The following is a 19,734-nucleotide window of genomic DNA, read 5'->3' on the forward strand; positions in this document are numbered from 1 at the left end:
GCCACGGCGTGCTGGCCTCGTGCCGCGCGTTAAGCACGATCAAGCAATTCGATTGGCCCCACTTCATACCAATGGTATAATTTGCGTTCGTGCCGGGAAATCTACGCCATGGCCGCCTCGCACTTCCTCTCGTCAGCCACCCGCGTTTCCTGGGCCGTCTGCTGACCGCGCCCTGACCCCCGCATCGACCCTGGCCGAGCGCCTGGGTCTGCGATTCGGGGGGTCGAAAAGCCCCGAAATCCGGGTGCGGCGCCATGTCTCAATTTGTGACGTGAGATCGGGTCGGTTCGGGCCAACCGATTCGACCGGCTGCCCTTTTTCCGCTTGAGCCACCCGGCCCAGGCGAGTCATCCTAAGGTGGATCGCTCGGGCCGACGGGTGAGGAGGCGTCCCAGGCGCCCCGTCGATCCGCCGACATTCCTGAAGTACCCGGCCGGGAACTCCGGCGGCAACCGAGGCGCGCCCGCGCCGCGACGGAGGGATCTCGTATGCCTCGAAGGGGCCACCAGGTCGGACGCCGCAAGCCGACGCGGACGGTCGTGCCGTTCGCCGGCCGCGATGGCTACCGCATGGAGGTGCCGGTCTACCGGGTCGGCGGGCAGGTCGTGGATTGCGAGAGCCTGCTGGAAGGGGACTTCGTCACCATCGTCGACGCCTACGACCGGGACCTCGTCGAGATCCTCGAACAGCCGCTCGCGCTTCGGATTTGGTTCGCCGGCCGGTTCCGGAAGTGGACGCCGGACTTCATGCTGCGCCTCGGCGCCAGGAAGCCCGAGCTCGTCGAGGTCAAGACGCTTGAGGCGCTCTACCCGGAGGATGAGGCCGAGGCCGCGAAGGTCGAGGGGTGGTGGGAAGCCGTTGGCGAAGCCGCCATGCGCCAGGGCTTCGCGTTCAGCCTCCAGACCGAGGACGAGATCCGCATCCAGCCGCTGCTCTGGAACGCGAAGCTACTCTCACGCTACGCGGACGACCTCTATCCGGAGGGCCTGGTGCGACGCGGGCGCGAGGCCCTGCTTGCCTTGCCGCTGGAGACCTCCGTGGCCGATCTGCAGGGGCTGACCGGCGGGGACGTCGACGCCTTCGCATTGGCCCTCCGCCTCGATTGGCTCGGCCACGTCGAGATCGACCGGACGGCGAAGTTCTGCCGCTCCTCCCTCATGCGCGTGCTCTGAGGCGCTCTCATGGGTATGCCCGACGTCGCCCTGCGCATCCGCGCCAACCAGCCCGTCCGGATCGAGGGGCGTGCCTTCGTGGCCGGCGAGATCGGCCCGCACGGGCGCATCTTCACCGATAAGGCCACGGGCCACCAACTGCCGTTGTCGAACACGGCGCAGTTGCGGATGGCGCGCACCTTCCGCCTGACGGACGAAGGCTCGTTCCAGGCCCTGAACGGGAACGTCCGCGAGGCGCTTGAGACCGACTGGGGCACCTTCTCGATCACCGACCGTGCGACGGCCGAGGAGAAGGCCCGCTACGTCTCGGCCCTGGAGGACGTGTTCCTGCGGGACCGGCACAAGAAGGCGACGATCCAGGGCGTCATCGACAAGGTCGGTGACGAGAACGAGATCCCGCCGGCTCGCCGACCGTCTCCCCGCATGGTCCGGGACTGGGACCGTCTTTGGCTCGCAGCTGGCAAGGACATCCGCGCGCTCGTGCCCTTCACTTGGAAGAAGGGCAACCGCACGCCGAAGCTGCCCCGCTGGATGGTCGAGGAGATCGACCGGGCCATCGACGAGGTCTACGCGACGCGACCGGCAGGTTCGGAGGCGCAGGCGCGCCGGCGTGCGGTCACGCTCATCCGCGAGCGCGCCGCCCGGGAGGGTCGCAGAATCCCGGACCTCGGGCAGAAGGACGTCATCGGCAAGAACGTGATCGCGCGGGCCCTCAAGCACCGCGAGCAGTACGAACTGATCGAGAAGCGCCTCGGCAAGGACGAGGCGGACAGGATGCTGGCGACGTTGGGGGTCGGCCCGCAAGGCGACTGGCCGCTCGGCGAGGTCGAGGCCGACCACACGCTGCTGGACATCATCGTGGTCGACCCGGTCACCAAGGCGGTGCTCGGTCGTCCCTGGCTGACGGCGCTGATCGACCGATACAGCCGCTGCATCGTCGGCTTCAGCGTCGGCTTCCATCCGCCGTCCTGGACCAGCGTCATGGAGGCGATGCAGCATGCCGTGATGCCGAAGGCGGACTTCCTCGCGGCGTTGGGCGGCATCCACCAGGCATGGCCGTGCCATGGCGTGCCCGAGAAGCTGTTCACCGATGGCGGCCGGGAACTCCTGTCCACCTCGATGCGGGCGCTGGAAGCGGCCCTGAACATGAAGCTGGTGCCGCTTCCTCGGAGGCGCGGCGACCTGAAGGGCAAGATCGAGCGCTGGTTCCGGACCCTGCAGGAGGAGGTGGTCCACGTCATCCCCGGGACGACCCTGTCCAACGTGGTGATGAAGAAGGACTACGACCCGGAGGGCTGCGCGGTGATGAGCCTGGCGCAACTGCGCTGGGTGATCGCGAAGTGGGTCGTCGACGTCTACCACCAGGAGAACCACTCGGCGACGGGCGAGGCCCCAGCTGAGCGCTGGATGCGCGGGCTTGTCCTGTGCGGCGAGAGGTTGCCTCCGCCCAAGGAGCTCCTTGCGCCGCTGACGGGCCTCGCTGCCCGCAGGGTGCTGACCCGCGAGGGCATCCGCTTCAAGGGTCTGCGCTGGAACTCGAACGCCTTCTCGGCGCTGCGCAACCGGATCGGGCTGGACGCCGAGGTCGACATCCGGATCGACCCGCTCGACCTCGCGCATGCCCAGGTCTTCGATCAGCAGCGCCGTAAGTGGGTGCAGGGCGACCTGATGACGGAGGACGTCGAGGTCGGGGAGACGCTGCACCAGTACGAGGTCATCAGAAAGCGCGGCCGCGAGACGCGCGAACCCGACGAGAGCAAGAGGGCAGCGGTCGCCAGGGCGCGGGGCGAGCTCTTCGAGTTCGTCCGCGCCATCGTGGAGGAGAACACCCGCTCGAAGGCCCCGCGGCGCTTCGCTCGTTTTGCCGAGGATGGGCGCAAGCCGATGGAGCACGTGGCTCCCGAGCGCTCCTCGCCGGGCGAGAGCGGAGGTCGACGGCCGGGCCACCGGCACGATCCGGACAGAGCCCCGCGCGCCCGCCATACGGCTGCCGGTCCCTACCGGAAGGCGGAGCCCTCGCCGGACCCGCAAGGGGCCGTCCCTGGGGCCGCCTGGGGCGGGTCCGGCGATCCGCCAGCCGGCATCGGCGTCCCGGATGAGGCCGCAGCGGGCATCGGCGCCTCGTCGGTGCCGAGCGACGTGCCGCGACCGACGCCGGTAGCCCCGGAATTTGGTCCCGAGGCCGGACTGATTGAGCCAGGGCCGGCGCGGCAAACGCCCCAGGCCCTCCCGAATCGGTCGTCGCCGACCTCGCCACGTGACCCGCCGGCCCCCGGCGTGAGCCCGACCCTGCGCCGTCGGGAAATCTGACGGCGCAGGGCCACCAACATGTGGGGATAGACCATGGCGTACAGGGACATGCCGCGCCGCGAACGGCTGCGGGAAATCGGCTCCTTCCACTCCGACACCCCCGCCTTCCTGGAGGCGAAGGGGATCATCGCGAACCTGCATGCCGACTGGCAGACGTCGGCCGAGGGCTCCTGTGTCTTCATCGTCGGCGATAACGGTGCCGGCAAGAGCACGGTCGCCGACGACTTCCTGGAGGACATCGCCGGGAAGACGGGTGGCACGGCCTGCCGCGGCAACGTCGAGGTGCTGCCGTCAGGCGAGAAGATGCCCCCGAGCTGGGGCGTGCGGGTCCGAACGAGCCAGGGGTTCGAGCGGCCGGTCATCAAAATCGAGATCGGGCCGAAGCCGCGCTTCAACGCCCTGATGGCCGATTACCTGCTGCAACTCGGCATACGGCCCCGGGCGAATGCCACCTACGGCGAGCTGACCACGCTATGCGTCCACCACAGCATCCTGCAGCGGGTGCGGACGGTCATCTTCGACGAGAGCCAGGAGGTGGTCGAGCACGCCTCCTCCTGGGAGGCTGCGAACGTGTTCCGGCACCTCGTCAACACCGCCCGGGTGCAGGTTCTGCTCATGGGCATGCCGCATGCCCTCGACATCGCCGACATCAACCCCGCGGTCCGGCGCCGCACGCGGGAGAGGCATACCATCCAGCCGTTCGAGTGCACGCCGGACGACCCTGAGAGCGCCTACATGCGGTTCTGTCGGGACGCGGAGGCCATCCTGCCCTTCGACCGGCCCTCGGGGCTGGACGCGCCCCTGACCGCGCTGAGGATGCACCTCGCGTGCGGCGGGTTCCCCGGCGTCTACGTGCCCTTCCTGCACGCCGCCGCCGGGAACGCGATCTCGCAGGACCTGGACAGCATCACCGGCAAGGTCCTGGCGGAGACCTATCGCAAGGCGAGGGGTGCGTCCGACCACGAGAACCCGTTCGTGATCGAGGACCCGGACCCCGAGCGGTTCAAGCTGGTCGCCGCGCGCATGAAGGCGCGAGAGGCACGCGAGCAGTCGCGCTTGGCCGAGCGCCGGCCGTTGGCGGCCCGTGCGGGCGTCCCGGATTTCACCAAATGAGTGTCGACTTTCCCGCGCTCGGCATCCCGCGCTGGGACCAGCCCCTGGCGGAGGAGCACCCGGCCGGGCTGATGCTGCGCCTCGCGGAGATCAACCGGCTCCGGTCCGTGGCGACCGTGGAGCGGGAGACCGGCATCGCGATGTCCGAGGTGAAGGTCGGCCGGAGCCTGGACCGATTGGCGGGCTTCGTCGATTCCGACGAGGATCGGATCGCGGCGGACGCGTTCCTCCACGGCACCGGGGCCAAGGTCATGGTCCGCGGCCAGCAGGTCTCCATCAAGCGCGACCTGGAGCGCAGGAGCCGTCGCGTCTGTCCGGCCTGCCTCGCCGAGAGCCCGCATGCCCGTTTCTGGTGGGACTTGGCCTTCGTGGCCTCGTGCCCGCGCCACGGCTGCCTGCTCGAAGACCGCTGCTGCTGCGCCGGCCGGACGCCCCTGACCTGGCGCGACGGGCGGATCGGCGGCTGTAGGGCCTGCGACACGGGCGACCTGGCCGGCGCGCGGCCCGAGCCGGCCTCGGCATCCCTCCGTGACGTCGACGCCTACCTGCTCGGCCGGCTGGGCGTCGTGTCCGTCGGCAATCTGCCGCTGCTCGACGCGCTGCCGCTGTCCGAGGCGGTCGACGTCCTCGAACGCGTCGGGGCGCTGTCTAGGGGCGGCTACACGAAGCGCTGGCCGGACGCACGTTCGCTCGGCCTGACTTGGAACGACCTGCTCGCGGAAGGCTACGGCGTGCTCGCCAAGGGCCGACTGCCTGCCGCCCTCGACGGGGCTTTCGACGCCGGCGCGGCGGCGGGGGCGGGCCCGACCCTGACCACGGCCTACGGCTGGTTCTACCACTGGCTCAATGGCAAGGGCGGCCGATCCTTCTCCGAGGACCTCTTCCGGATCGTGCTGGACCATGCCGAGGGCCGGTTCGTGGTCGACAAGCGCGCCCGGGCCGCCATGCTGCCCCCGACCGAGACCTGCACGCTGGTCGAGGCCGCGGCCCGATGCGGGGTCACGCAGGGCGTGATGCGCGACATCCTGGAGCAGAAGGGCCTGCTCGACCGCCCGAAGGAGCGCGGTCGGCCGTTCCGCATCCCCGACGCCGAGATCCTGGCGATTGCGGCGGTGCTGAGGGACTCGGTGGATGCCAGGGGTGCCGCCGCCCTGCTCGGCACGACGGTGCGGGTCGTGGCGGACTTGGGCGCCCTGGGCCTCATCAAGCCCTACGTGACCGGCGGCCGGCGCACGAAGCACGCGCACGTCTACCTGCGGGCGGAGGTACAGGCGGTGCTGGAGCGGCTTGCCACCGGGCTGCCGTCCCGTGTCTGCACGGAGGAGGACGAGACCACCCTGACGGCTGCAGCCCACGCCTACGCGGTGCCGCTGGCGGCCCTCTGCCGCGAGGCGTTGGAGGGCCGGCTCGGCCTATATGGCTGCCTTGCCACCGGCGTGAACCTGCAGGCGCTGATCGTCCGGCGCGAAGAGATGCTCGTTACCCGTCGCCGATTGCGTGATGCCGATCTTCGGTGGCCGTCACCTATTGCGCAATCGGCGTCCAGCGCCGCTCACACGACGTAGGTTGCCAACACCGCGGCAATCGCCGTGTCATCGTTGTTCGCGAGCGCCACGCCCATCTCGATGTCGTAAGGTCGAGGATGGACGAAGGGCTGGCGAAGCTTGAGACCCCATCGCTCCACCATGCCCTGGAACATCACCCGTTGAACGTGCCCATTTCCATCGAGAAACGGGTGAGTCCGACCAAACAGGCGAAAAACGGTCGCGAACGCGTCGGCTGCTGACTGTCCGTCGGTCACAGGACGTCTAAAGCGGAGACCGATCAAAGATGCCAGCATCGACATCGTACGTTCGACCGCATCCGGCTCAGAGAATGAAAGTGACGGACCGACAAGTGCGGAAATAGCGGGGTTAACTCCTAGCCGTCGGTACTGCAACGAGGGATATGAGCTGCCACGGAAATTTCCTGCATATTCAGGAAAGCCTTCTGGGGTAAGATCTTTGAATAGCTGACGATGGATATCGCGTGGATCAGAAAGGGAGACAATAAACTGCTCATCGCTGAGGCCGGCGAGATTTGTTAGAAGTTCCGGGCACCTTTGTTGCAACAGGGCATCGCTTCCGGGTACCGCTGATATCTCCCATGAGGGATAAGGGGCGGGGGGCAACGTCGTCATCACCGCTGCAGGCGCTCGATCAACATGACCCAATAGAGCTCTGCACCCCCCTCCGGCGTCAGCTTCCGCTCGTCGTTGTTGCGCATGCTCGACATGCCGAGGGACCGCAAGAAGAGGCCTTGGTCGTCGGCCTCGACCCGCAGGTTCTCGTTCAACGAGTTGGTTTCGGCGCGGTCGTTGGCCGAGTAGGAGATGCCGCTCCCAAGCATGCCGCCAAGAACGACGCTGCAGCGTGAGACGGCGGTTCCGTTCCGGTACACCACGGCGGTGAAACGGTTGGCATCGAGTCGGCGGAAGTTCGTCTCGATGCCATCGTTGCGAGCCTGCAGCTCCGTGAGGGACCCCTCGAAGAAGCGCGCGATGAACTCGAACGCGTCCGTCAGGAAACGGTCGCGGTCCGCCTCGGAGAAGGTCTTCTTCAGGCGGAGGTTGCTCGACCGGGGGCCGTTGGCGGCCGCGGCCGGCGCACCGGCCGTCGACGGTGCGAGCCGCGCCTGGGCAGGAGCCGCCACGGGCTTGGGCAGGGCCGCCAGTATCCGCTGCGCAACGTCGAGGAACGCCTCGTCCAGATCGGGCCAGCGCGTGATGGCGAGACCATCGCGCGGGATGCCGAGCAGCTTCCCGAAAGGCATCGGGTGCCACATGCACGGGCGCAGGATCACGGGGATGACCCGGGCCTCGCCGCGTTCGTGACGCTCCATCGCCCGAGCCATCTCGACGTCGTGGCAATAGTCCGAGGCGATGAAGTCTGGCGAGACCAGCAGCAGGATGACGTCCGCCCGTTCGAGCTCAGCCTTAAAGCCCTTGTCGAAGTCGTCGCCGGCGCGCAGCCGACGGTCGTGCCACGCCTCGATGAGGCCCTGGCGCTTCATCGTCGTCAGCGCGACCTCCAGCCGGTCGCGAAGCTCCTCGTCCTTGTGCGAGTATGAGAAGAATACCGTGGCCATGCGCCCTCCCGAGCCACCATGTGGGTCTTCGGCGGCCAGGGTTCCAGCGGCGCCAATCAGTACAGGTCCGGCTCGTCCTTCGCCCAGGCGATGGTGATCACCCCGTTCCCTTCCGAGACCGGCAAGCCCGTCATCTCCCGCAAGGTCTCCACGATGCCGGTTAGGGCTGCCTTGCCGACTTTGCCGGGCCTCAGCGTGAGCGCGTTCCGCTTCGCCTCAGCGGCCTGGACGGCCTCGCGGGCGATAGACCCGATGACCGACTGGATCAGGTCCACGCCGGCCTCCCTGCCGAACACCGTGATGCCGTCGAAGATGCGGTTGTGTTCGTCGTGGTGGGTCCAAGAGTTCCTGTTGGCGATCGCCTTCTTGTAGGCGGTCTGGACATCGGACTTGAACTTCTCGGGGGTCATCGGGCCGTCATCCCAACCGTTGGCGTGACGGTCATATGGGGTGCAGCATCAGGAACATAACCCGCTTATGGGATGTGGCCGCTTCCGACGTGACGTATTTATGGGGGGCGGCGCCGAATTACGTTGCGCTGTTATGGGGTGCGCCCGTCGTCCGCCCGGACAGCGGTTCTCCTTGTGGCAAGCCCGGGGGAGCTGCAATCTTGCGGGAATGCGCTCGCCTGCGGGGAGCGCCGCCGGAGCCGTCCCATGTCGGTCGTGAAGGACGTCGAGGTCCCGTACCCGTACACGGCCGAGGTCCGTCGACATGGCGGGCGGGTCCATCGGCTACCCGTCTATGGGTGGACGAGCGCCAGGATACCCGTGGTGCTCGTCTCCGATGCCCCGGTCGTCCTGCGGGCCGAGGGTGTCAGGGTGGCTCGGGACGGGGAGCCGCAGGACATGGCGTGGCGCGCTTGGCGCGGCCTGAATTGGCGTCCCGTCCTCGACGACAAGGGCGCACCGCAGCGCGTCGACGCTGAGGAGTTCTTCGCCGAGCCTCCGATGTCGCCCAGAACCCGTCGGTGGATCGACCACCCGTATGGTCGCCGGCTCGGTGCCCGATACGTCGAGGGGCCTGATGCCTTGGGATGGTGGCCGCCCGAAACCCCGGAATTCCTGCCGCGGCACGACCGCGTCGTGGGTGGGAACCGGGAGGAGGCAGGGGCGGCCGTGGTCGCCCTCGCAGCGGCGGAGTTGGCGGAGATAGGCGGGGTGCTGCACAAGCGTGCCGCCCTCCCGATGTGGGCGCTCGGCTGGAGCCCTCGGCTCGACGGGTACGACGGCGGGATCGCGCTCGTAGTGCCGGACTTCGGCGGACGCGCACCGCCGTCCCTGGGGCTCGTGCCCGCGATGCACCTCGATGTCGCCCAGGAGCTGGCGGCTCGGCTCGTTCGACGGGGGCGTGCGAACCGTCCTTCGCGTTGGACCGCTAGCGCGGACGAGGATGGGGAGCCGAAAGCCCCCGAGGGTAGCGTCGAGGCGTTCGGGAACGTCCCGTCGGGCGACGAGGCCTGCCACACGCTTCTTCATGCCTACGAGATGTTCACGGCGGTCGTGGATGCCGCGCCCTACAGGCCGAAACCCGCGACCGGGCATGCCTTGGACCAGCTTCTCGAACGCCTGAGCCAACTCAACGATGCCCCTTTGGGCATGCATCACTTCGCTCGCGAACTCGCCGATGCGGCCCTCGGCCGGGCGTTCGACCTGATGCAGGACGAGCCTCGCCCGCGTCACGACCTCTTGGCCGTCCTCTCAGTCCCCCTCGCCGTTGGCGAACGATGCCGGGACTACGAGTGGGACGCCAGCGAGGAATGGGAGGCCGTTCGCCTCGGCAGGTGACGTGCCACGGCCTTTCACAGGGTTCGCACGCTTATGCGGTGCGGAGCCCTGGACTTCGCGGCCTTATGGGATGTGACGGCTCGCCGATATGCGGTGCGCGCCAGCCCTGGACCAACGACTTAGCAGCCGCTCGGTACGCCCTTATCAGGGGCGCCACACCGCAGCGGCTGAGGCGGCTCGTTGAACATCGGCTGGTTGGTGGGGCGCGGGACGTAGGCCCGGACGGCGAACCGCGCCACTGGTGGCGGCGCGCGGAAACGCGGGCTCGGATCGCGGTAGGGCATCTCCGGCGGCAGCGCCGTGACGGCATGACGTGCGACGGGGCGCCGGCCATACTCGCCCGCCTGCGCCTGCGAGCCCGCAGCGGCGAGGCCGGTCAGTGCCGCAAGGGCGAACGAGAGCAGGCGGCGCATGGTGAACCTCAGGCTTCAGAGCTGCGTCAGAACTTGATCGCGGCGCCGCCGCGCACGGTGTTCAGCTCGGCCTTATGACCCTGGAAATCGTTGAAGAGGACGTATTGATATTCGCCACGCAGGAGGAAGTTCGGCGTGATGGCGTATTCGAGGCCGCCGCCGAGAGCGACGCCAGTCACGGTTACTTTCTTTGTTATCCCATGAACTGTAGGGTAGTCGGGAATGCTGCCGGGAGGGCTCTTCTGATCGAAAATTTGATAGCCAAAATGATTGACATAGGTCGTCGGTCCACCAGTTTGATTGGCTTTGTAGGCTGCTTCGTCGTACGCGTAATTCTGGATGGCGACGGTATCGTTGACGACCGCTCGGCCAACGGCGAGGCCGCCGGTGACAAAGGGTAGAAAATTTCCAAATCCATATCCGATCCGACCTCGGATCGTCCCGTAATCCTCGATTTCTGTACTCGCTTCGCCAGCCAGTGCGACTGTATTACGATAGCCGTTCGCAGTAGTCATGACGCGAGTAATCTGATCGAAGGCCGCGCCAGTTTTTCCGAAATATGTGTAATCAGCCTCAAGGCCCACCACGACGTCATCGAACTGGTAGTTGACGCCAGCGTAGACGCCGTAGCTGGTGCCGCTGGCGTGGATTCCACGTGCTGCGAGAAACTGAGATGCTTTCATCTCTTCTTCTGCGGCCGTGTACCGAAGTGCATTCGCGACGATTGACTGAAACGCATTGCCGAACCCGAGCGCCGCCGACGAATAGCCGCCATGCCCGCCGACATAGAAGCCGCTCCAATCGACCACCGGCGCCGGAGGAAGATAATCGTCGTCCGAGCCGCGCAGCACGCCGTAATCGAGATCGGCTGCGAGGACGGGCGTTGCCAGAACGGAAGTCAGGAGAGCCAGGGTCGCGAAACGCATCGTCGTCGTCCTCAAGCACCGGGCCGGAATTGCGCCGGGCTGACCCTTTCGTCTTACTTCGGTAACCTTAATTTTCCGTACAGATCCAAGATGGGGACTGGTCTCGCGCTCACATCCGGCGAACCGGAGGTGCACGAACGAAAAAAGCGGCGCCCGGGCAGAGCCTGGACGCCGCGGCGATGCGAAGGGAAGGTGTGATCAGATCAGTTGCCGTAGCCCCGGGCGACGGCCGGCAGCAGGCCGTCGGCGAAGCGGTAGCGCAGGCCGACGCGGAATTCGTTGGCCGCGAGATCCTTCAGGCGAGTTGCGCCGCCATACTCGTCGAAGCCGCTGCGGACCTTGCCGAGATTGATGTAGCGATAGGCGGCATCGAGGCTGAAGCCGGCGCCGATATCGTAGGACAGACCGGCCGTCAGGGCCCAGGCGAAGGTTGTTACCGAGTGGTTGGCGCGGAAGGCGGCGTTGCGCGGCCCCGTGCCCTCGAGCCCGTCGCAGCCGTCGATGAGGCAGGTGGTCTGGGTGTAGTTGCGGCTCATGCGCTTGTCGGCGAAGCCGACGCCAGCGCCGACATAGGGCGTGAAGCCGTACCACGTGCCGATATCGGCGTAGACGTTGACGAGACCGGTCAGGACATCGACCTTGCCGGCCTCGAGGTTGTAGCCGGTCTCGAATACCGAGCGCGAGGAGTAGCCGCGGAAGGACGAGGCGCCGCGCTGGTCGATGGTGGCGTCGACACGCAGCCACGGATTGATCTGGTAGCCGATGCCGCCGCCATAGCCGGATTCCGAACTCAGCCGCAGGCCGACCAGCGGCGGCATGCCCGGATCAGACGGGTCCGGAATGGCGTCGTCGCGCGGGTGGTCGTACCAGCTCTGGGTGAAGTCGCCGCGCAGGTACCAGCCGCTGCCGATGGCCACCGGTGCGGCCTCCACCGGCGGGGGCGGCGGCGGAGGCAGATCCGCTGCGGCCGCACGGCCCGGGAGCACGCAGCTGCCGGCCAGGAGCCCGAGGAGCGTGCCGGTCGCGAGCGTGGCCGCGAGCGCCGAACGATGCGATGCGATCATGGGAAGCCTCATCGGAGATGCGGCGACACGATGCCCGCCTCTCGTTTGACCGGTATTCTTTCCGATAAAGGTTATGAACGGCTTAACCTTAACCGGCCGAGATCGTGCGGCGTCGAAAAACAGGAACGGCGCGGAGAATGTCCGCGCCGTCGAGGTGTATCGGGAGTTCTCGAGCAATCAGTACTTGCGTACCAGCGGAGGCGGCGGCGCGTAATCGACCGCCGCTACGGCCACCGGGGCGCCGAACAGGTAGCGCAGGCCGACCTTGACGTCGTGCGCTTCGAGATCCTTCACGCGGTAGACGGTCTTGGGGCAGTCGGGGGCGCAGGTGACGACGCCGGTCGTGGCCTCGCCCATATTCAGGTAGCGGTAGGCGGCTTCGAACCGGACGTTCTCCGTCACAGCGTAGCCGAGACCGGCGTGGAGCGCCCAGGCGAAGTTCGTCCGCTCGTTGCGGCGGCCGATCCCGTATCCGCCCTCATAGGCGCCGAACCCGCTGTCGGTCACGCCGCCGAAGCTGTGGTGGGCGACACCGACACCGGCGCCGACGAACGGCGTCACGCCGTACCACGTGCCGAGATCGACATAGCCGTTGGCGAGGCCGACGATGGAGTCGAACTTGCCGCTGGTGACGTTGTAGCCGCCGGTGTCGCCGAAGGTCTTGTCCTCGGCCACGAAGCTCCACTTGCTGCGGAAGCGGTACTCGCCGGTCGCATCGACACGCAGCCAGGGATTGATCTGATAACCGACACCGCCGCCGATGAAGTACTGGTTCGACACCTTGTCCTGAACCACGGCGTAATCGTACGGCTTGGGCGGGTGCGAGACGTCCTCGGCGATGCTCTTGCGCAGGTCGAGCGAGCCGTAGCCGCCATCGACGCGCAGATACCAGCCGCCCGCGAACACGTCCGGTTCGGGCAGCGGCGCGGGCATGGGGGGCGGAGGCGGCAGAAGGTCGGCGGCCTGTGCAAGGCAGGGGATCCCGACGCCCGCGAGGAGCGTGAGGGAACGCGCCAGTGCGGGAATTCTGGAGCGGCGGCGCATTAAGATATCCTTCACCCATCGAGCGCGCCGAAAGGTCAGGCTGGCCCGAGATGCGAGTGCAAGGATGATCGAGGAAGGTTAAGTCGAACTTAACGGTAACAATTAGTCTTGCCGATCCCTTGCGGAGACCGGGAAAGCTGCCGGGAAGTCAGTACCATCGCCGATTGTGCGGTTGTATCGAGAGGTGGTGCCGGGGCGGCCTGCCCCGACGCGGCACCGGAAAAGATGCCTCAGGCCGCCGCGCGGGTGACGGCGTCCACCACCTCGTCCACCACCTCGGCGACGAGAGCGTGGTCGTCGCCCTCGGCCATCACCCGGATGACCGGCTCGGTGCCGGAGGGGCGGATCACGAGGCGGCCCGACTGGCCGAGGCGATCCTTGGCGTGGGCGATGGCGGTGACGACGGATTCGGCGCGCAGCGGCTCGCCGGAGCGGAAGCGCACGTTCTTGAGGATCTGCGGCAGCGGCTCGAAGCAGTGGCAGACCTCGCTCACCGGCAGGTTGCGGCGCTTCACGACGCTGAGGAGCTGCAGGGCGGCCACGAGCCCGTCGCCCGTGGTCGCGTAGTCCGACATGATGATGTGACCGGACTGCTCGCCGCCGAGGTTGTAGCCGTGCTCGCGCATGTGTTCGAGCACGTAGCGGTCGCCGACGGCGGTGCGGGCGAGCGTGAGCCCGAGGCCGTTGATGAAGCGCTCGAGGCCGAGATTCGACATGATCGTCGCGACGAGGCCGGGCTGGGTGAGGCGCTCGTCCTCCTTCCAGGAGCGGGCGACGGCCGCCATGAGCTGGTCGCCGTCGACCTTTTGGCCCTTCTCGTCCACGATGAGCACGCGGTCGGCGTCGCCGTCCAGCGCGATCCCGACATCGGCGCGCAGTTCCCGCACCTTCTGCACGAGGCTCTCCGGGGCCGTCGAGCCGACATCCCGGTTGATGTTGAACCCGTCCGGCTCGACGCCGATGGCGATCACCTCGGCACCGAGTTCCCAGAGGGTTTCCGGGGCGACGCGGTAGGCGGCGCCGTTGGCGCAGTCCACGACGACGCGCAGGCCGTCCAGGGTGACGTGGCGCGGGAGCGTGCGTTTGGCGAACTCGATATAGCGAGCATGCACGCTCTCGATCCGCTTGGCGCGGCCGAGATCGCGCGATCCGGCGAGGCGGCGGCGCATGTCGCCGTCGATCAGGCTCTCGATCTCCAGTTCCAGCTCGTCGTTGAGCTTGAACCCATCGGGACCGAACAGCTTGATGCCGTTATCCTCGAACGGGTTGTGCGAGGCCGAGATCATCACGCCGATATCGGCGCGCATCGAGCGGGTCAGCATGGCGACGGCGGGGGTCGGCATCGGACCGAGCAGCAGCACATCCATGCCGACGGAGGTGAATCCGGCCACCAGCGCCGTCTCGATCATGTAGCCCGAGAGCCGGGTGTCCTTGCCGATCACGACCCGATGGCGATGGTCGCCGCGCTGGAAGATCACGCCCGCGGCCTGCCCGACCTTCAGGGCGAGTTCCGGCGTGATGACGCCGTTGGCCCGTCCGCGGATGCCGTCGGTCCCGAAGTGTTTGCGCAACGTCGCTTCTCCGCGCTCGGCGTGGCTCGCAGGGGCCATCTTACCAGATCGAGACCCAGCCGGCGGAGCGGATCTCGGATATCGTGAATCGGTTGCTCCGCGACAAAGGCGGTCGAAATGGGGCGGCCCCCGCGGGCTCGGCGGCTAACCGAGCAGTTCCGGCACGGCCGAGACCAGCAGGGCGACACCGGAGGCGGTGAGAAGCCCGAGCACGAGTGTGCGGAAGCCGGCCTCGCTCAGTCCGACATAGGCGCGGCTGCCGAGGAGGGCGGGGACCAGCATGGCGGGCAGCACCACGAGGATCATCGGCACCATGCTCCGGGTGACGAGACCGGAGGCGATGTAGATGACAAGCGTGACGGCGAGCATGGACAGATTGAAGTTCTGGATCACCGCCCGCTGAACGTCCCTGTCGTAGCCGCGCAGCGTGCACCAGAGCGTAGGCAGCGTTCCCGTGAACCCGCCGAGACCGCCGAGCACGCCGCCGCCGAGGCCGATCGCGGCGTCGGCGATACGGCCGCCGACGGTGATCCGCGGCAGATCCTTCGACAGCAGCATCACAGGACACCACAGGACGAGGACGCCGCCGAGGATCGTCTTGAACCAGTGCATGTCGAGATGCGGCAGCAGAAGAACTCCGAGCGGCACGCCGGCGAGTCCGCCGAGCACGAACGGCGCGAGCAGGCCGGCGTCGAAGCCGCGACGCACGGTAACGGCGGCGATGACCTGCCCGGCCAGGGCGCCGGTGACGGCGAGCGCCGCCGCCAGCTGCGGATCGATCACCCATGCCCAGATCGACATGGCGACGAGGCCGAAGGCGAAACCCGACAATCCCTGAACGAAACCGGCCAAGGCAGCCCCGAGACCGACGATCACGTAGACCGAACCCGTCATGATCGGCAGTTCCATCGGCAGGTTTGAGGGAGCGTGGGCCGGAACCTCGCCGCGAGCCCGCTTCCATGAAAAAGGGGCGCCTTGCGGCGCCCCTCTTTTCGTTCGGTCGATGATGTCTCAGCCCTGCGGCTGCGGGCTCGGCTCGAGGCCGCCGTCGCTGCCGCGGGGACGGCCGCGGCCGGTCGAGGGCACGGGCGAACCGCGGGCCGGGGTCGGCGGCACGTCGCCCGAGTCGCGCACCGGCGGCTCGCCCTGGAGCAGCTTGCGGATCTCGTCGCCGGAGAGGGTCTCGTATTCGAGGAGTCCCTGCGCCAGCGCCTCGAGATCGTCCTTGTGCTCGGCAAGGATGCGGCGTGCCTCCTCCAGGCCGGCCTCGACGAGGCGGCGCACCTCCGCGTCGATCTTCTGCGCGGTCGCCTCCGAGACCGTCTGCTGACGGCCCATCGACATGCCGAGGAAGACCTCGTCGTTGTTGTCGCCGTAGGCCACCGTGCCGAGTTCCGGCGAGAAGCCCCAGCGGGTGACCATCATCTTGGCCAGCCGCGTCGCCTGCTCGATGTCGGACTGCGCACCCGACGTCACCTTCTCGGGTCCGAAGATCATCTCCTCGGCGATGCGCCCGCCCATCATGATCGCGAGACGCGAGGTCATCTGCTCGAACGACATCGACAGCTTGTCGCGCTCGGGCAGCTGCATGACCATGCCGAGCGCCCGGCCACGGGGGATGATCGTCGCCTTGTGGACCGGGTCGGTCGCGGGGACGTTCAGGGCCACGATGGCGTGGCCGCCCTCGTGGTAGGCGGTCAGGCGCTTCTCGTCCTCGGTCATGACCAGGGTGCGCCGCTCGGCGCCCATCATCACCTTGTCCTTGGCGTCTTCGAACTCATGCATCGTCACGATCCGCTTGCCGCGGCGTGCCGCCAGCAGGGCCGATTCGTTGACGAGGTTCATCAAGTCCGCGCCCGAGAAGCCGGGGGTGCCGCGGGCGATGGTCTTGAGGTCGACGTCCGGCGCCAGCGGCACCTTGCGGACATGGACGCGCAGGATGCGCTCGCGGCCGGTCACGTCCGGGTTCGGCACCATGATCTGGCGGTCGAAGCGGCCGGGACGCAGCAGCGCCGGGTCGAGCACGTCGGGGCGGTTCGTCGCCGCGATGATGATGACGCCTTCGTTGGCCTCGAACCCGTCCATCTCCACGAGGAGCTGGTTGAGGGTCTGCTCGCGCTCGTCGTTGCCACCGCCGAGGCCGGCACCGCGGTGGCGACCCACCGCGTCGATCTCGTCGATGAAGATGATGCAGGGCGCGTTCTTCTTGGCCTGTTCGAACATGTCGCGCACGCGGCTCGCGCCGACGCCAACGAACATCTCGACGAAGTCCGAGCCGGAGATCGTGAAGAACGGCACGTTGGCCTCGCCGGCCACCGCGCGGGCGATCAGGGTCTTACCCGTGCCGGGCGGGCCGACGAGCAGCACGCCGCGGGGAATGCGTCCGCCGAGCCGCTGGAACTTCTGGGGATCGCGCAGGAATTCGACGATCTCCTGCAGATCCTCCTTGGCCTCCTCGACGCCGGCCACGTCCTCGAAGGAGACGCGACCATGCGCCTCGTTCAGGAGCTTGGCCTTCGACTTGCCGAAGCCCATGGCGCGGCCTGCGCCGGACTGCATCTGGCGCGAGAGGAAGATCCAGGCGCCGATGAAGACCAGGATCGGCAGCCAGCTCACGAGAAGCTGGATGAACCAGGGGGTGTTGTCGGAGGGGGGGCGGGCCGTGATCTGCACGCCCTTGCTCTGGAGCTTCGAGACGAGGCTCGGATCGTTCGGCGCGTAGCTCGAGAAGTTGCCGCCGCCCACATAGGTGCCGCTGACATCCTGACCGGAGATCGTGACGGACTGGATCTTGCCGGCATCGGCGTCGTTCAGGAGCTGGCTGTAGGCGATCTCGCTGCCGCCGCCGCGGTGACCCGGGTTCTGGAACAGGGTCACAAGGGCGAGCACCAGCAGGAAGATGACGACCCACAGGGCGAAATTGCGGAAATTCGGGTTCATCGATCGGTCCTGGGAGGCGTGCGAGCGTCGTCCCGCAAAGTCGCGGCATACCCCACGCGCTCCGGGCCAATGTAGGCGGCGGTCCCTCGGTTGCCAAGTAAATCGGCGGTGCCTGCGGCGAGGGCGACCCTATAGCGTTAGCGGCGGCGCCCGCCTGCCCCGCGCGGCGGGGCGGCGGCGAGGCGGATCCTGCCCTGCGCGTCGGTCTCGATCAGCACGCCGCGCAGGGTGCGGCGCAGCGCCCTCCCCTCGGCCAAAGCCGGCAGCAGCGCTTCGAAGGCCAGGGCTTCGAGCCGTTCCAGACGCTCCGGAACGGGCTCGGCAAAGCCCGACACGATGCGATCGAGGGCCGTACCCAGGACGCGGAGGACGATCGCCTCCGGTTCGCGGCACAGCCTGCGGCCGTCGAGTCGAAGCCGGTCGCCGTCGGGTTCGGACATCTCGGACAGCACGATTGCGGCGCGCTGCGTCAGGGCAGCGTCGTCCCGCGCGGTGCGGGCGGCGAGGCGTCCGAGCCGCGCCGCGCTCAGGCCTTCCTCCGCCAGCAGCGGCAGGAGGCGGCGCAGCCGGGAACGGGCGAAGCGCTCGTCCGCGTTGGACGGGTCGCGCAGGAACGGCAGCCGGTGCGCCTCGCAATAGGCGACGAGATCGGCCTTCGGGAGATCGAGAAAGGGCCGTACCAGCCGTATGCCCGGCGCCAGGGGGCGCTCGACCCGCATCCCGGCAAGGCCGGAGGGTCCGCTGCCGGCGATGAGCCGCATCAGGACGGTCTCGGCCTGATCGTCGAGGGTGTGGGCGGTGAGGACGAGGCCGGCGCCGATCCGGGCAGCATGATCGGCGAGAAGCTGGTAGCGGGCGGCACGGGCCTCCGACTGGATCCGGCTGCCGCGCCGCGGTACGTCCCAGGTCAGGGTCGCGTGAGGGAGGCCCAGCCGCGCGGCGAGGCGCCCGACCTCGGCCGCCTCTTCGGCCGAATCCGGTCGAAGGGCATGGTCCACGGTGGCGACACGGAGCCCGGTGCGCCCTGAGCGGGCGGCTGCATGCATGAGCGCGGTGGAATCGGGCCCGCCGGAGACGGCGAGCAGGGCCGTCACCGCGGGCCGGTCGAGAATCGGGGCGAGGGCGTGGGCGAGCCGTTCGTCGAGGGACGCGGATCTTTCGCTCAAGCGGCGCAGCGGGCGCGCTTCTGCTCCCGCTCGACGCCCTGGCGGACGCTCGTGCCGGCGCTCGGAAACTTCCGCTCGACCTCGGCCAGGGTGGCGCAGGCCTGAGCCTTGGCGCCGAGCGCGTGCAGCGAGGCGCCGAGCTTCAGCATCGCCTCGGGGGCCACCGGCGAGTTGGCGAAGTCGGTGGACACCTTCAGGAATTGCTCGGCCGCCTCGCGCGAGCGATTGCGCTGGAGGTAGCTTTCACCGAGCCAGAAGGTCGCCTTCGGCACCAGCCGGTCGCGGGGATGCGACTGGATGAACTGGCGCAGGCTCATCTCGGCCTGCTCGTACTGGCGCTCGCGGATCAGCGCATAGGCCGCCTCGAAATCCGCTTGCGCATCGCCGCTGCCGGTGGCGGCGATGCTGGCGCCGGCGGCGGGCGTCTCGACCAGCCCGATCGAGCCGGTGCGCGCTGGGGGCGGCGAGAGGTCCACCGGTCCGCCGAGGCCGGGCGGCGGCAGCTCCATGTCGTCGGACGTGCCCGCATCGGCCTCCGCCACCGTCGGAGGAACGGAGCGGCGCAGCGGCGTCTCGGCCTCGGCAAGGGCGCCGGTCGGCAGGGGCAGCGACGGCTGCGTCGTGCCGAGCGGCTTCGGCGCGCCGGGCGCGGTCGGGTTCTGCTCGGGGTCGAACGCGTCGCTGCGCTTGCCGGGCCGCCCCTCGCCGGGATTGGTACCGTAAGGCGCGGCCGAGGGTGGCGAGGCGGCGGGAGCCGGCGCCTTCCGAGCGGGCGCCGCCGCGCTCCCCTTCCCTTCCTGGAAGCGGAACTCGACATCCTCCTGGAACTTCCGAAGCTGTTCCTTGAGCTGCCGGTTCTCGTATTGCAGCGTCTCGATCTGTCCGGACAGCTGCCGAGAGACGTTTTCGAGGCGGTTGAGCCGTACCACCAGTTCGGATGCGTCCTGCGCCTGCGCGGTGCAGAACGCGGCCGACGAGACCGAGAGGGCGAGGCTCAGGAGGAGGCGGCGAAGCATGGTCGCTGGCACCGATCAGTCGTTTGGTTCGCGGCCGTCTGCGTGACCGTCACGCGACCCCCGCGGTGCCGGCGTCGCCGAACGGC

17 protein-coding genes are annotated in these 19,734 nt (G+C 68.2%); 5 read left to right on the forward strand and 12 right to left on the reverse strand.

Going from position 1 to position 19,734, the window contains the following annotated elements:
- The first annotated feature begins 488 nt into the window (after positions 1-488).
- The 4 genes from HNR51_RS06385 to HNR51_RS06400 are packed head-to-tail and all read left to right on the forward strand — an operon-like array spanning position 489 to position 6,160.
- Positions 489-1,172 (forward strand): hypothetical protein, encoded by a 684-nt coding sequence (locus tag HNR51_RS06385; RefSeq protein ID WP_182554346.1) that lies wholly within the window; start codon positions 489-491, stop codon positions 1,170-1,172.
- 9 nt (positions 1,173-1,181) lie between these two features.
- Positions 1,182-3,482 carry a TnsB C-terminal domain-containing protein gene (locus HNR51_RS06390; RefSeq protein ID WP_182554347.1) on the forward strand — a complete coding sequence of 767 codons (2,301 nt, stop codon included), beginning with the start codon at positions 1,182-1,184 and terminating at the stop codon, positions 3,480-3,482.
- A 33-nt stretch (positions 3,483-3,515) separates the two neighbouring features.
- Positions 3,516-4,595, forward strand: a complete 1,080-nt coding sequence (locus HNR51_RS06395; protein WP_182554348.1) for an ATP-binding protein — start codon at positions 3,516-3,518, stop codon at positions 4,593-4,595.
- A complete protein-coding gene (locus HNR51_RS06400) occupies positions 4,592-6,160 on the forward strand; it encodes a TniQ family protein (protein ID WP_182554349.1) in 1,569 nt (522 codons plus the stop codon). The genes HNR51_RS06395 and HNR51_RS06400 overlap by 4 nt, the downstream gene beginning before the upstream one ends.
- Here the strand turns inward: HNR51_RS06400 and HNR51_RS06405 are convergent.
- From HNR51_RS06405 to HNR51_RS06415, 3 genes are read right to left on the reverse strand one after another with little or no spacing between them, the layout of a single operon-like run.
- A complete protein-coding gene (locus tag HNR51_RS06405) occupies positions 6,148-6,774 on the reverse strand; it encodes a Fic family protein (RefSeq protein WP_182554350.1) in 627 nt (208 codons plus the stop codon). The genes HNR51_RS06400 and HNR51_RS06405 overlap by 13 nt on opposite strands.
- Positions 6,774-7,721 (reverse strand): toll/interleukin-1 receptor domain-containing protein, encoded by a 948-nt coding sequence (locus HNR51_RS06410; protein ID WP_182554351.1) that lies wholly within the window; start codon positions 7,719-7,721, stop codon positions 6,774-6,776. Before HNR51_RS06410 ends, HNR51_RS06405 begins: the two co-directional genes overlap by 1 nt.
- Positions 7,722-7,777: 56 nt before the next feature.
- Entirely contained in the window at positions 7,778-8,131 is a 354-nt protein-coding gene (locus tag HNR51_RS06415; protein ID WP_182554352.1) for a hypothetical protein, read from the reverse strand.
- Between the two features lie 246 nt (positions 8,132-8,377).
- Here HNR51_RS06415 and HNR51_RS06420 point away from each other — a divergent pair, with 246 nt between their 5' ends.
- The gene (locus tag HNR51_RS06420) at positions 8,378-9,508 is read left to right on the forward strand and encodes a DUF8359 domain-containing protein (RefSeq protein ID WP_182554353.1); all 1,131 of its coding nucleotides are present in this window, start codon (positions 8,378-8,380) and stop codon (positions 9,506-9,508) included.
- A 119-nt stretch (positions 9,509-9,627) separates the two neighbouring features.
- Here HNR51_RS06420 and HNR51_RS06425 read toward each other — a convergent pair whose 3' ends face one another.
- From HNR51_RS06425 to ybgF, 9 genes are all read right to left on the reverse strand, one after another.
- Entirely contained in the window at positions 9,628-9,921 is a 294-nt protein-coding gene (locus tag HNR51_RS06425; RefSeq protein WP_182554354.1) for a hypothetical protein, read from the reverse strand.
- 26 nt (positions 9,922-9,947) lie between these two features.
- Entirely contained in the window at positions 9,948-10,847 is a 900-nt protein-coding gene (locus tag HNR51_RS06430; RefSeq protein ID WP_012457069.1) for an outer membrane protein, read from the reverse strand.
- A gap of 203 nt (positions 10,848-11,050) precedes the next feature.
- Positions 11,051-11,911 carry an outer membrane protein gene (locus tag HNR51_RS06435; protein ID WP_182554355.1) on the reverse strand — a complete coding sequence of 287 codons (861 nt, stop codon included), beginning with the start codon at positions 11,909-11,911 and terminating at the stop codon, positions 11,051-11,053.
- 177 nt (positions 11,912-12,088) lie between these two features.
- Complete coding sequence (locus HNR51_RS06440) at positions 12,089-12,955, reverse strand: outer membrane protein (RefSeq protein WP_182554356.1); 867 nt, start codon at positions 12,953-12,955, stop codon at positions 12,089-12,091.
- A 230-nt stretch (positions 12,956-13,185) separates the two neighbouring features.
- On the reverse strand, positions 13,186-14,526 hold the full coding sequence (gene glmM, locus HNR51_RS06445; protein ID WP_182554357.1) for a phosphoglucosamine mutase: 1,341 nt from the start codon (positions 14,524-14,526) through the stop codon (positions 13,186-13,188).
- 144 nt (positions 14,527-14,670) lie between these two features.
- Positions 14,671-15,420 carry a sulfite exporter TauE/SafE family protein gene (locus HNR51_RS06450; RefSeq protein ID WP_182554358.1) on the reverse strand — a complete coding sequence of 250 codons (750 nt, stop codon included), beginning with the start codon at positions 15,418-15,420 and terminating at the stop codon, positions 14,671-14,673.
- A 117-nt stretch (positions 15,421-15,537) separates the two neighbouring features.
- On the reverse strand, positions 15,538-17,466 hold the full coding sequence (ftsH, locus tag HNR51_RS06455; protein WP_012457074.1) for an ATP-dependent zinc metalloprotease FtsH: 1,929 nt from the start codon (positions 17,464-17,466) through the stop codon (positions 15,538-15,540).
- A gap of 137 nt (positions 17,467-17,603) precedes the next feature.
- Positions 17,604-18,632 carry a tRNA lysidine(34) synthetase TilS gene (gene tilS / locus HNR51_RS06460; protein ID WP_182554359.1) on the reverse strand — a complete coding sequence of 343 codons (1,029 nt, stop codon included), beginning with the start codon at positions 18,630-18,632 and terminating at the stop codon, positions 17,604-17,606.
- On the reverse strand, positions 18,629-19,648 hold the full coding sequence (ybgF, locus tag HNR51_RS06465; protein ID WP_182554360.1) for a tol-pal system protein YbgF: 1,020 nt from the start codon (positions 19,646-19,648) through the stop codon (positions 18,629-18,631). Before ybgF ends, tilS begins: the two co-directional genes overlap by 4 nt.
- Positions 19,649-19,734: the final 86 nt, after the last annotated feature.

The organism is Methylorubrum thiocyanatum (assembly GCA_014138645.1).
In the GTDB taxonomy this organism is placed as follows: domain Bacteria; phylum Pseudomonadota; class Alphaproteobacteria; order Rhizobiales; family Beijerinckiaceae; genus Methylobacterium; species Methylobacterium thiocyanatum.